Origin of the sequence: Methylobacterium sp. WL18 (assembly GCF_008040015.1) — a bacterium.
GTDB lineage: Bacteria > Pseudomonadota > Alphaproteobacteria > Rhizobiales > Beijerinckiaceae > Methylobacterium > Methylobacterium mesophilicum.
The window spans coordinates 1-10689 of the sequence record NZ_VRVD01000108.1 but is presented as its reverse complement, the minus strand read 5'-3'; the positions used below and the strand labels follow the sequence as shown (position 1 = coordinate 10689).

Here is a 10689-nt window from a genome sequence, read left to right as displayed (position 1 = left end):
ACGGGCGTTGCAGCCCTATTCCGGGACGGTCGGCGCTTCGCGCCTGGTCCGGGTGGCCACCCGGACCAGGCATCCCGCTGGCGCGGAACACCCTCAAACTAGCAGACATCCAACAGACAATTCCGGGGCCGCGAGGCGGATCCCGAAATGACAGGGTGGCTTATTCTGTCGGCCCCACAGTTGTGGGCCCGCAGGCTTCCGCAATCGCGCCCCTACAACAGCGTCCCCCGCAGGATCAGCAGCGCCACGGAGAAATAGATCACCAGCCCGGTCACATCGACCAGCGTGGCCACGAACGGGGCCGAGGCGGTGGCGGGGTCGAAGCCGATCCGTTGCAGGATGAACGGCAGCATCGAGCCGGCGAGCGAGCCGAACATCACGATCCCGATCAGCGCCGAACCCACGGTGGCAGCCACCAGCGGCCAGTGCTCGCCGTAATCGTACAGGCCGAGCTTCTGCCAGGCCACGATCCGGATCACCGCGATGACCCCCAGGATGCTGCCCAGAACGATCCCGGTGGGCAATTCGCGTAGCGCCACCCGCCACCAGTCGCCGAGGCGGATCTGGTGCAGGGCGAGCGCGCGGATCAGCAGGGAGGTCGCCTGCGAGCCGGAATTGCCGCCCGAGCTCATGATCAGCGGGATGAACAGGGTGAGGACGATCGCCTTCTCCAATTCGCCCTCGAAACCCTGCATCGCCGAGGCGGTGAGCATCTCGGAGAGGAACAGCGCGCATAGCCAGCCGGCGCGCTTCCGGATCATCGTGAAGAAGCCGATATCCATGTAGGGCTCGGGCAGCGCCTCCATGCCGCCGAATCGCTGCACGTCCTGGGTCTGCTTCTCGACCATGGCGTCGATCATGTCGTCCACCGTGACGATGCCGATCAGGTGCCCGACGGCGTCGACCACGGGCAGCGCCAGCAGGTCGTATTTCGAGATCAGCCGGGCCGCCTCCTCGCGGCTCGCCGTCGGCGAGACGGCGAGCGGCCGTCGCCCCGGAGCGACGCTGAGCACGTTGTCGCTCGGGTCGCCCGAGATCAACCGGCGCAGGGGCACCGCCTTGGTCAGCGCCCGGGTGCGCGGATCGAGCACGAAGATCGCGTAGATGGTCTCGCGGGTCTTCTCGACGTGGCGGATGTGCTCCAGCGTCTGGCCTACCGTCCAGGTGCCCGGCACCGTGACGAACTCGGTGGTCATCAGCGAGCCGACCGTCTCCTCGCCGTAGGCCGACAGCCGATCGACGGCGCCGCGGGTCTCGGCGTCGAGGCGGGCGCGCAGGTCGGAACGGCCGGGCTCCTCGATCTCCCGGAACACGTCCGTGACCCGGTCGGCCGACATGCCCGAGAGGTAGGCCGCCACCCGGTCGCGCGGCAGCATCTCGATGATGTCGGCGGCCATATCGAGTTCGGGCTGGTCCAGCACCTCGATCGCCCGATCCATCGGCAGGCCGAGGATGATCGCCGCGGCGACCTCGGGGGCCTCCTCGTTCAGGGCCTCGACGATGTCGGGGGCGCGCTCGTCCGACAGGCGTGCGGCCAGCACGGACGGGTCGACGCGCGCGTCGATGGGGGCGATCTCGTTCATGGCCTCGCCTCGCGGATGACGAGACGGCGCGCCGCCGGGCTTGCTGGTTGAGGGCCGCGACCGGCGGCCCACGCCGCTCACCCCGCGGCCGGGCCTCTCAGCGGCTCAGGCGGGATGACGGCGCGTCGCCGGACACGGCAGGCACGATCGGTCTGGCACGTCGCTTCGCTGTGGATGCTGAAAGGGAGCGCGGGCCACCCGCATGGCGTCCCGACGCGGCTGCCTCGTGCCCCTACGGGAATAGTCCGTCAAGCCGAAACCAGCGCGTGTTCCCCGTTCGCGCCTTCGATCCCGACGGTGCGTGGCCGGGAAGTCGCGACGGCCCGCGCGCCCTACGCCCTAGCTCCCTATGAGAAATATAAGTGTTGTGCTCGCTTGTATTGCGCCCAAGATATTGCCTATATGGTCCTCAGCAACACCGAGGAGAAACGCCATGGCTTGGTCCGCCCCCATCGTGTCTGAGATCTGCGTCGGCATGGAAGTCACCAGTTACGAGTCGGCTGAGATCGACACCTTCAACTGAGCTGACCCTTCGCCGGGTCCGTTTGCGACCCGGTGACTCAGGTTTTCTTCGTTCCATCATTCCTAATCTTGGAGAACATCATGGCTTGGTCCGCCCCCATCGTTTCCGAAATCTGCGTCGGCATGGAAGTCACCAGCTACGAGTCGGCTGAGATCGACACCTTCAACTAAGCCGTCGACCTTCTGAATACAGAAAGGCGCCGCTTCGCAGGAAGCGGCGCCTTTTTCGTGCGCGTCTGAGAGTGAGGAAGCTGGGTATCTGCCTGCCGAGCGTCAGGCGGCGTGATCTTCAGCTTGCCAGGAAACCATACAGACAGGAGCCGGCCTCCGGTGCGGCGGCGAGGCCCTCAGCATGCAAATCAAGCTGGTCCGCGCAGTCCGAATCGCGGACTGGTGCCGCAAATCCTGTCGCTGCCTGAAGCGGTCACACGCAGAGAAACAGGACAGTCGCAGGTCCAGCACGCAGGCCCGGATTGAGGCGCTTGACGGTATACCCTGCCACGTCGATGGATTCGGCGACCGGCCCCGGTGATTTGAGGGGTTTTCCGAACCAGCCCCAAACCCGTCCGCGAAGCCGATGGAGCCGCGTCGTGATGCGGATGCGGCGTACGGCCGCCGGGGCTCAGAGCGTTCCGATCAGGACCAGCAGCATCGTCGTGGCGACGGTGGTGCTGATAAAGCCGCAGAGCGCGGCCGCGAAGGACGGGCCGGTGCGGTCGGCGGTGGGCGCCTGGAGGTCGGACGACAGCAGGGCGGTGGTCATCGGCGCATAACCTTGTCGGCGACGTGCGTCGCTCGTGTCGGGATGATGCTGCGGGGCCTGAACGTATGCGGTGCGCGGACGCACCCGGTCAGTCGCAGCGGTTGATTTTCTTGGCGATGCGGAGACCGCGCAGCTCGCTGCGCAGATCGATGGCCACCACGCCCTCGCCGCAGCGTTCGAAGGCGTCACGAGCGTCGTCGTAGCGGTCGCCGACCTCGTCCAGCGTGTCGCAGACGCGGTCGTGGTTCCCCAGCCGCGCCTCCTGGCGCGCCTGGAAGCGGAGGGCGCTGGCCTCGTCCACCTTGCGCTGCGCATCGAGGCATGCCGGCAGGGCCAGCGCCGCGTTGCTCAGAGCGAAGAAAGACAGCGCCCCGACCAACGCCGACTTGGCGAGGGCGGATTGGGTGGAGAAGCCGGTCTTGGGAGAGGCCGAACGGATACGCACGGGATCACTCACGGAACGGTCAATCTGGCGATCCCGCAGGCGGGGCGCCGGGGTTTCTCGGGAGCGGATCGAGACCGCCCCCTCTCTGTCCGCTGAAACGGTGAAGCTGCCGTGAAAGTTCCGGCCGGACTACGCCTTCCGACGGAGCCGCGAGGTGAGGATTGCGGAGAGCCCAACCGGGGCCGGACCCATCGGGTCGACGCCGACATCGTACTGCTTCGGCATCGGCTTGAGCTTGCCATGGCTGTGGCCGTGCAGGTTGAGGGCGCCCCGGCCCATCCCGTTCCAAGTCCGGAACGCATAGTGGCACAGCACCACCATCCGGTCGTCGATCACGCGTTCCGCGTAATGGCGCACCGAGGCCCAGCCGGGGGCCTCAAGGGTGTCGGGACCGTCGTTGTTGCCCACGATCAGGTGCTTCTCGCCGTTGAGCCCGCCGAGGATCTCGCGGATCCGCGCCTCGCTCGGGCCGAGGGCGAAATCCCCGAGGTGCCAGACCGTGTCGCCGGGGGCCACGGCGGCGTTCCAGGCTGCGATCAAGCCGGCATCGTGGGCTTCGAGATCCGGGTAAGGCCTGTGGTCGAAGCGCAGCGCGCGCAGGTCGCCGAAATGGGTATCGCCCGTGAAGAAGGTGGCCACCTGTGCGATTCCTCAAGCGTTCGTCCCGACGTCCATACGACCGACCATGGCGATGGCCACCGGAAACCGCAGAGGGCAGAGCCGATCCCGCGGCTTGACCGCGGGATCGGCGCTTTGCGAAATCCTCAGGCCGCCAACTGCCGGGTGCCGTGGCCGCCTTCCTGGATCTCCTCGACGATCTTCGCGCAGAAGGCGTCGAGGTCGCCCGGGTTGCGGCTGGTGATGACGCCCTGGTCGGTCACCACCTCCCGGTCGTGCCAGCGGCCACCGGCGTTGATCACGTCGGTGCGGATCGACGCGAACGAGGTCATGTCGCGGCCCTTGGCCGCGCCGGCCTCGATCAGCAGCCACGGGGCGTGGCAGATCGCGGCCACGACCTTGCCAGAGGTGAAGAAGCTCCGGATCACCTCCAGGACCTTGGGCTCGAGCCGGAGCTTGTCCGGATTGATCTGGCCGCCCGGAAGCACCAGGGCGTCGTAGTCGGCGGGATCGACGCGCTCGAGATCGATGTCGACCGCGACCTCCTTGCCCCAATCGGTCTTGTCCCAGCCCCGGATCGTACCCTTGCTCTCGCGGGATTGCGGCGCCGACACCGCGACGGAGGCGCCGGCTTCGGCCAGCCTGGCTTGCGGAACGGTCAGTTCGCTTTCCTCGAAGCCGTCTGTGGCGAGGATCAGGATCTTGGCCTGGCGGATATCGGGCATGGCGAGCCTCCTTCTGGGGGTTTGCCCGGACAACCGAGGTCGATAGGCCGTGTTCCGATGGCGGCGGATCGCGAGGCCGTCGCCTGGAACCCCCGGAGGAGCGGCCCGTTGGTCCGGCATCTCGAAAACCAACAGGAGACCGCCATGGCCAACCCAGGCCTTCCCGAGCCTACGCCCGGCGATCTGCCGCCTCCGCCGCCCACGCCCGACGAGGAGCCGGATATCGGACCGACCGGACCGCGCTCGCCCTATCCCGTGAACGATCCCGGCATCGGCGAGCCGGGCGGGCCGGGCTCGGAGCCCGATGTCTTCCCGGGGGCGCCCACCGACCCGGGCACCCGGATGTGATCCGACCGGATGTGATCAATGGCCGCCGTGCGAGGTGCGTACGTCGCGCGGCGCGCTGAGGATCTCGGAGAGGCTCGTCACCACGTGGCGGGCCTCTTCGTCCGTCAGACGCAACTGGAACGGCGGCAGCGCGCCCGCCTGAAGTGCGACGACGGCCTGCCCCTCCTCGTCGGTGCCGATCTCGATCGCCGAGGACGTCACGTCCAGCATGGCGATTTCTTCGTCGCCCAGGCCGTCGCCCAGGTCCGGCTCGTCCGTGTCGTCGATGGCCGTGAGGAGTTGGCCGACGGCGCGCACCAGCGCGCGCGCGGCGCGGGCATCCATCACCACCGCCGTCGCCTGATCGTCCTTCTGAAAGGACAGCTGGATGTTCGCACCGTCCAGCGAGACCGAAATGCCTGCCATGTATCGCCCGGGAGCCTCGCGCCTTAACTGCCTGTCCGCGTTCCGTATATGCATCGGGATCGGCGGAAATCCCAGGGGGCGTCACGCCGCCGCGGTGGTCCTGTCGCGGCCCGCGACGCAGAAGTTGTGCCCGAAACGCCTTGTTGCCGCCGCAGCCAGCGCCTAAATGATGCGTCGGGGGGCTTACCCACCGAGACCGGCGCTTTTCAACGCCCAGCGTCTCGCGCCCTGCCACACTGGCCAACCCAGCAAGACCGTGGTGCATCGCGCGGCTTTTTCGCCGTGCGCATGGCCTATGGACGAACGAGGTACCCTACGTGAATACCGGCACTGTGAAGTGGTATAACGAGACGAAGGGCTACGGCTTCATTCAGCCCGACGATGGCGGCAAGGACGTTTTCGTTCACATCTCCGCCGTAGAGCGGGCTGGGATGCGCAACTTGGTCGAGGGCCAGCGGCTCTCGTACGAGATCCTGACGGACAAGCGCAGCGGCAAGGACGCCGCCGGCAACCTTCAGGCGGCCTGAACCCCAGCGGGATCTTACCGGCCGCGCGGCGGCTCCCCCTTCCGACGCTTCCATCCGGGCGAGACCGTCCGGACGAGGGGGGCGTCGGAGGCAACCAGCAGAAACGACGCCGGGCGCGCACAGACGTCCGGTCCAGAAAAGAAAAGACACACACGATAATGATGTTCGAATACACGCGGCGCCGCGGCGTCCGCTCCCCCGTCACCGACGCATCGACCTTCCGGGTCGGTCGGCTGGCCCGGGCCAATTCCGCGACCGAGGCGAAGACCGATCTGAGCAACCTGATCGATCGGTCCTACAATTATCACTCCCCGCGGGAACTGCGTTGGCATCTGGCCGAGCGTCTGGGGCTGGCCCCCAACGCCGTGGTCATCCGCGAGGCGGCGGCGGCCTGAGGGCGGCCGTTCCTTCTGGGATATTCCAGCCGCTCGTGACGTAGGGAGCCGTGTTCGATCTCGGATCGAGCGCGGCTCTTGCGCGTCGTCGATCTGGCGTATGGCGCGTATTCCCGCCGCTCCTTTCCCGGGCACATGCAGCGCCAGCGGAATGCGACCCGGGACCCGGGCACATAACACCGCGCAGCGGCATCGTCGGCTCTCAGGCCGTGCCGCTGCGCGGCGCTTCCCCCGCTCGGTCCCGGATCATCTTCCACTCGCGTCCCAGGTGTCCCGCCAGCTGTCCGGCAAAGGGGGCGCGTGCGCCTCTTGCGCGGCGGTGCCCTACCGGTCCCAGGCCGCCAGCACCGGATCGCGCAGCGCGACCGGGGTCGCCAGCAATTCGCCGTGGACGGGGTCCGGCCGATTGTAAGTGGTCGTCTCGCCCTTGAGGTCGCAGACCGTTCCGCCCGCCTCGCGCAGGATCAGGTCGGCCGCCGCGATGTCCCAGTCCCGGGCATTGCCGGAGATCAGCCCGACATCGACCGAGCCTTCCGCGACCCGGGCGAGCCGCAGGGCAAGCGACGGGATGCGGTCGATCCGCTCGAAATCGACGCCGGCGCCGGCCCCGCGCGACAGGCGGTCGAGCATCGGCTTGGGGCCGGTGATGCGCGCGCCCGGAAGCGTCTCCTTCGAATCGACCCGGATCGGCTCGCCGTTGAGGGTCGCGCCGCGTCCGAGCACGGCCTCGTAATCAGCGTTGCCTACCGGGGCGTGGACGAAGCCAATCCGCGGCTGTCCACCGGCCAGCAGGGCGACCGCGATCGACCAGTCGGGATGGCCGGACAGGAACGCCCGGGTGCCGTCGATCGGATCGACGATCCACACCAGGTCGTGGCCGAGCCGCGCCGGATCGTCCGCGGTCTCCTCCGACAGCCACGCCGCCGCGGGCACCAGCGCGCTTAGGCGGATCTTCAGGAAGGTGTCGACCGCGACATCCGCCTCCGTCACCGGAGACCCGCCCGCCTTCGACCAGATCCGTGCGGAGGTCTGTCCGCCCAGCTTGAAGTACGGGCGGGCGATGTCGGCGGCCTCGCGCATGACCGCGCGCAGGTCCGGCATCAGGGCGGAGACGGCCGCGTCGGTGATGGGCTCGGGCATCGCGCTCCGCAGGGCATGCGTCAGGCCCGAGATCGGGCCACGTCGGGGCCTCCGCCCGGCAGGTCGGATGAAGTGAGCCGGCTCGGCAGGCGGTGCTGGGTACCGGAGGGCCGTGCCGCCCGGTTCCGTGCGTTGTAGGGCGCTGCCGGCACGGCCACAAGGATCCGCACTCTGCCCCCGGGATCGATCGAGACCGATCGATCTTCGCAAGGATCTGTTGAGCATTCAAGGAAGCATTGAGCATTCCTCAAATGACATCCCCGTCCAGAATCGCTTAACGACGGTGATTAAGCTGTGCGGAGGAGTTCGGGTGCGATTTTGCTTGGCATAACCGACGGCCCCGAGCGGGCCGCCACTTGCTCCAGGGACCCGGACAGATGAACACTTCCTCGTTCACGGACGAACGCCGCGAAGGATCTTCGATGGATGCCCGTGGGGCCGCTGCTCTGGCCGATTTCGCTATCGCCGCATCGCCGCTTCCGGTGATCGGCCGCGTCTCCGGCGCCCGCAAGGCCGCCGGAATCGCCCTGGCCTACGCCACCGAGGACGCCGAGATCTGCGGCGCCGACCGGTTCAGCCTGATCCTGGTCGATGCCGAGGGCGAGGAGCTGGATCGCCTCGGCTGCTTCGACGAGGACGACGTGGTCGCCGTCTGGCGCGACATCGCCGCCCGGGCCGGGCTGGTCCGCATGATCGTCCGGGAGGATGGTGTCCTGGTGCCGGTCTCCGAGCAGATCGGCCGGCTGATCCTCGGGCGCGTGCGCATCCGCCGCCGGCATGCCGGGCTCGGCGCCCGCCGTCCGCGCTTCCTCGCCCGCCGCAAGACCGGCCGTCTTCCGGCCCGGCCGCAGATCTTTCGTGGTGAGAACGAGATCATCGCCCGCACCTGAGACCCCGGACGAACCTCAGGACAGGCTGCGCACCACCGCGTCCGCCGCGAGGCCCACGAACAGGATCAGGCCGGCGTCCCGGTTCGAGCGGAACAGCGTGAGCGCCCCGCGCCCGTCACGTTCCCGGAACGACAGGACCTGCCAGGCCAGATGCCCGGCGAAGGCCGCGACCCCGATCCACCCGACCAGTCCCGCCCCCGCATCCCTGGCCGCCAGCGCCACGAAGCCCGCCGCGAGCGCGTAGCACAGGCCTACGGCGCCCCTGACGTGCCGGCCGAACAGCCGGGCCGAGGAGTGGATCCCGGCAATCTCGTCGTCCTCGATGTCCTGGACCGCGTAGATCGTGTCATAGCCCACCACCCAGCAGATCGTGCCCGCGTAGAGCAGCAGCGCCGGGGCATCGAGCCGGGCGAACAGGGCCGCCCAGCCCATCAGCGCGCCCCACGCGAAGGCCAGCCCCAGCACCGCCTGCGGCATCGGCATCACCCGCTTCATGAACGGATAGATCGCCACCGGCAGAAGGGAGCAGAGCCCGACGATCACGGCCTGCTCATTGAACTGGAGCAGCACCGCCAGCCCGACCAGCGCCTGAGCCAGCAGGAACAGGGCCGCGTGGCGCGGCCGGATCTGTCCGGAGGGAAGCGGGCGTTGCCGGGTTCGTTCGACCTGCGCGTCGAGGTCGCGGTCGGCGATGTCGTTGTAGGTCGAGCCCGCCCCGCGCATCGCCACCGCGCCCACCAGGAACAGCAGGCAGTGCCAGGGATCGGGGAAGGACAGGTCCGCCTTGATCGCCGCCAGCGCGGAGGACCACCAGCACGGCAGCAGGAGAAGCCACCACCCGATCGGCCGGTCGATCCGCGCCAGGCGCAGATAGGGCCGCCAGGACCGAGGCGCCGCGCGCTCGACCCAGTGTCCGGTGACCGCGTCGGCCGGACGTCCGTCCCCCGCTGCCGTCCCGCTCATCGGTCGGATCTCCGGTCGTCCCACGTACGCATCCCCCCGTCTCGGAGGGGGGGCCGCGCCGGACCCGCAATCCTCTCGGACGGCCTTACAGCGCGCCTTGCGGCAGCTTGAAGCTGCCGGTCAAGCCCGGGCCGCCGAGCAGGCCGCTGCTGGCGCCGTTCTGCGCCTGGGCGCGGGCCTGGGCCTCCATCTTGGTGGCTTGGGCCGCGACGCTGCAGATCTTGGTGCGGATGCCGCTGACCTTCAGGTGATCGGCCTTGAAGCCCTCGGCGAACGAATCCGGGATCGAGCACCATTCCTTGTTGGCGGTGATCCACTTGATGCCTTCGGCGCCGTTGGACTGCAGCTTGCCGAACAGCGCGCAGGCCTCCTGCGGGGTCATCTTCTTCTTGCTGTTCGAGGCCGCGTTCGCGCGGGAGACCAGCGCCTTGCGCTCGGCCAGGGTCTTCTGGATCGTACCGCATTCCGGCGCGGCACCCTGCGCGAAGGCCGCCGTTCCGAACAGCAGACCGCCGACGAGCGCCGCCGCCCCCAGACTCAAGCTCCCGTGTGCCATCCCGCGACTCCCTCGACGCCTGCCGGAACCCGCGTGACGCCGGCTCCACTCCGTTCCCTTGGGTTCGCCATAGGAATGTGGCGTCAATCGAGCGGCAAACCGGCGAGGCGTTGCGCGTGTGGGAGAAGCGCCAAAAAGTCGCCCTCGTAACCTTTCGGCAACATGTCGCTGGTTGCGGGTTGCCGAGGCGGCGCGTTGACAGCCCGGCCGGGCCGCGCGACCACCCGGCCATGCCGGCCTACGACTTCACCGCCCCCCGTCTCCACGTCGAACCGGACCTCGCCGCCGGAACCGTGCTGCCGCTCGACCGCGCCCAGGCGAATTACCTGCTCAACGTCCTGCGCCGGGGGCCGGACGACCCCGTGCTGGTGTTCAACGGGCGGGACGGCGAGTGGCGCGCGCATCTGGTCCAGACCGGCCGGAAGGGTGCGGACCTCCACGTCGCCGCGCGCACCCGCGCGCAGACGCCGCGCCCAGACCTGCACTACCTGTTCGCGCCCCTGAAGAGCGCGCGCCTGGATTACCTGGCCCAGAAGGCGGTGGAGATGGGCGCCGGGACGATCCGCCCGGTCATCACCCGCTACACACAGGGCGAGCGGATCAACATGGACCGCCTGCGCGCCAACGCCGTCGAGGCGGCCGAGCAATGCGGCATCCTGGCGATCCCGGATTGTCCCGATCCGGACAAGCTCGGCCCCGTGCTCGCGGGCCTGGCGCCCGAGCGGCTGGTGGTGTTCTGCGACGAGGACGCCCCGGTGAGCGACCCGGTGCGGGCGCTCCGGGAGGCCGCCGACCCCGCCGCACCGGGT

16 protein-coding genes are annotated in these 10689 nt (G+C 68.8%); 7 read left to right on the top strand and 9 right to left on the bottom strand.

The genetic code is table 11. The features are described from left to right. Nucleotides 1-212: 212 nt before the first annotated feature. On the bottom strand, nt 213-1583 hold the full coding sequence (gene mgtE / locus FV228_RS10985; protein ID WP_147854659.1) for a magnesium transporter: 1371 nt from the start codon (nt 1581-1583) through the stop codon (nt 213-215). A 433-nt stretch (nt 1584-2016) separates the two neighbouring features. Between mgtE and pqqA (FV228_RS10980) the strand changes: the two genes are divergently transcribed. Together pqqA (FV228_RS10980) and pqqA (FV228_RS10975) are read left to right on the top strand one after the other, a co-directional pair. Then, nucleotides 2017-2106, top strand: a complete 90-nt coding sequence (gene pqqA / locus FV228_RS10980) for a pyrroloquinoline quinone precursor peptide PqqA (RefSeq protein WP_007559223.1) — start codon at nt 2017-2019, stop codon at nt 2104-2106. Between the two features lie 80 nt (nt 2107-2186). Beyond that, a complete protein-coding gene (pqqA, locus tag FV228_RS10975; protein WP_007559223.1) occupies nt 2187-2276 on the top strand; it encodes a pyrroloquinoline quinone precursor peptide PqqA in 90 nt (29 codons plus the stop codon). Nucleotides 2277-2727: 451 nt separating this feature from the next. Here pqqA (FV228_RS10975) and FV228_RS33045 read toward each other — a convergent pair whose 3' ends face one another. From FV228_RS33045 to FV228_RS10960, 4 genes are all read right to left on the bottom strand, one after another. Continuing rightward, complete coding sequence (locus FV228_RS33045) at nt 2728-2868, bottom strand: hypothetical protein (RefSeq protein WP_187277700.1); 141 nt, start codon at nt 2866-2868, stop codon at nt 2728-2730. Nucleotides 2869-2956: 88 nt separating this feature from the next. After that, entirely contained in the window at nt 2957-3247 is a 291-nt protein-coding gene (locus FV228_RS10970; protein WP_147854660.1) for a hypothetical protein, read from the bottom strand. A gap of 195 nt (nt 3248-3442) precedes the next feature. Further along, the gene (locus tag FV228_RS10965) at nt 3443-3952 is read right to left on the bottom strand and encodes a metallophosphoesterase (protein ID WP_147854658.1); all 510 of its coding nucleotides are present in this window, start codon (nt 3950-3952) and stop codon (nt 3443-3445) included. A 125-nt stretch (nt 3953-4077) separates the two neighbouring features. Then, the gene (locus tag FV228_RS10960) at nt 4078-4656 is read right to left on the bottom strand and encodes a type 1 glutamine amidotransferase domain-containing protein (RefSeq protein ID WP_147854657.1); all 579 of its coding nucleotides are present in this window, start codon (nt 4654-4656) and stop codon (nt 4078-4080) included. Between the two features lie 144 nt (nt 4657-4800). On the opposite strand from FV228_RS10960, the gene FV228_RS10955 reads away from it, so the two are divergent. Then, nucleotides 4801-5004 (top strand): hypothetical protein, encoded by a 204-nt coding sequence (locus tag FV228_RS10955; RefSeq protein WP_147854656.1) that lies wholly within the window; start codon nt 4801-4803, stop codon nt 5002-5004. A gap of 15 nt (nt 5005-5019) precedes the next feature. On the opposite strand, the gene FV228_RS10950 is transcribed toward FV228_RS10955, so the two are convergent. Further along, on the bottom strand, nt 5020-5409 hold the full coding sequence (locus tag FV228_RS10950) for a hypothetical protein (protein WP_147854655.1): 390 nt from the start codon (nt 5407-5409) through the stop codon (nt 5020-5022). Nucleotides 5410-5726: 317 nt separating this feature from the next. Here FV228_RS10950 and FV228_RS10945 point away from each other — a divergent pair, with 317 nt between their 5' ends. Continuing rightward, the gene (locus FV228_RS10945) at nt 5727-5936 is read left to right on the top strand and encodes a cold-shock protein (protein ID WP_007565868.1); all 210 of its coding nucleotides are present in this window, start codon (nt 5727-5729) and stop codon (nt 5934-5936) included. Between the two features lie 158 nt (nt 5937-6094). After that, a complete protein-coding gene (locus tag FV228_RS10940; RefSeq protein ID WP_147854654.1) occupies nt 6095-6331 on the top strand; it encodes an AsnC family transcriptional regulator in 237 nt (78 codons plus the stop codon). Nucleotides 6332-6655: 324 nt separating this feature from the next. Here FV228_RS10940 and FV228_RS10935 read toward each other — a convergent pair whose 3' ends face one another. Then, nucleotides 6656-7471: a 3'(2'),5'-bisphosphate nucleotidase CysQ gene (locus FV228_RS10935; protein WP_147854653.1), complete on the bottom strand. Its 816-nt coding sequence runs from the start codon at nt 7469-7471 to the stop codon at nt 6656-6658. Nucleotides 7472-7893: 422 nt separating this feature from the next. On the opposite strand from FV228_RS10935, the gene FV228_RS10930 reads away from it, so the two are divergent. After that, a complete protein-coding gene (locus FV228_RS10930; RefSeq protein WP_147854652.1) occupies nt 7894-8361 on the top strand; it encodes a DUF6101 family protein in 468 nt (155 codons plus the stop codon). Between the two features lie 15 nt (nt 8362-8376). Here the strand turns inward: FV228_RS10930 and ubiA are convergent, their stop codons facing one another. After that, the gene (ubiA, locus tag FV228_RS10925; protein WP_147854651.1) at nt 8377-9324 is read right to left on the bottom strand and encodes a 4-hydroxybenzoate octaprenyltransferase; all 948 of its coding nucleotides are present in this window, start codon (nt 9322-9324) and stop codon (nt 8377-8379) included. Nucleotides 9325-9409: 85 nt separating this feature from the next. Further along, the gene (locus tag FV228_RS10920) at nt 9410-9880 is read right to left on the bottom strand and encodes a hypothetical protein (RefSeq protein ID WP_147854650.1); all 471 of its coding nucleotides are present in this window, start codon (nt 9878-9880) and stop codon (nt 9410-9412) included. 230 nt (nt 9881-10110) lie between these two features. On the opposite strand from FV228_RS10920, the gene FV228_RS10915 reads away from it, so the two are divergent. After that, on the top strand, nt 10111-10689 hold a 579-nt coding region (locus tag FV228_RS10915), incomplete at its 3' end, for an RsmE family RNA methyltransferase (RefSeq protein ID WP_147854649.1).

Coding starts and splice junctions, on each gene's coding strand:
- mgtE (WP_147854659.1), bottom strand. CDS start 1,583: ATGAACGAGATCGCCCCCATCGACGCGCGCGTCGACCCGTCCGTGCTG.
- pqqA (WP_007559223.1), top strand. CDS start 2,017: ATGGCTTGGTCCGCCCCCATCGTGTCTGAGATCTGCGTCGGCATGGAA.
- pqqA (WP_007559223.1), top strand. CDS start 2,187: ATGGCTTGGTCCGCCCCCATCGTTTCCGAAATCTGCGTCGGCATGGAA.
- FV228_RS33045 (WP_187277700.1), bottom strand. CDS start 2,868: ATGACCACCGCCCTGCTGTCGTCCGACCTCCAGGCGCCCACCGCCGAC.
- FV228_RS10960 (WP_147854657.1), bottom strand. CDS start 4,656: ATGCCCGATATCCGCCAGGCCAAGATCCTGATCCTCGCCACAGACGGC.
- FV228_RS10955 (WP_147854656.1), top strand. CDS start 4,801: ATGGCCAACCCAGGCCTTCCCGAGCCTACGCCCGGCGATCTGCCGCCT.
- FV228_RS10950 (WP_147854655.1), bottom strand. CDS start 5,409: ATGGCAGGCATTTCGGTCTCGCTGGACGGTGCGAACATCCAGCTGTCC.
- FV228_RS10940 (WP_147854654.1), top strand. CDS start 6,095: ATGATGTTCGAATACACGCGGCGCCGCGGCGTCCGCTCCCCCGTCACC.
- FV228_RS10935 (WP_147854653.1), bottom strand. CDS start 7,471: ATGCCCGAGCCCATCACCGACGCGGCCGTCTCCGCCCTGATGCCGGAC.
- FV228_RS10930 (WP_147854652.1), top strand. CDS start 7,894: ATGGATGCCCGTGGGGCCGCTGCTCTGGCCGATTTCGCTATCGCCGCA.
- ubiA (WP_147854651.1), bottom strand. CDS start 9,324: ATGAGCGGGACGGCAGCGGGGGACGGACGTCCGGCCGACGCGGTCACC.
- FV228_RS10920 (WP_147854650.1), bottom strand. CDS start 9,880: ATGGCACACGGGAGCTTGAGTCTGGGGGCGGCGGCGCTCGTCGGCGGT.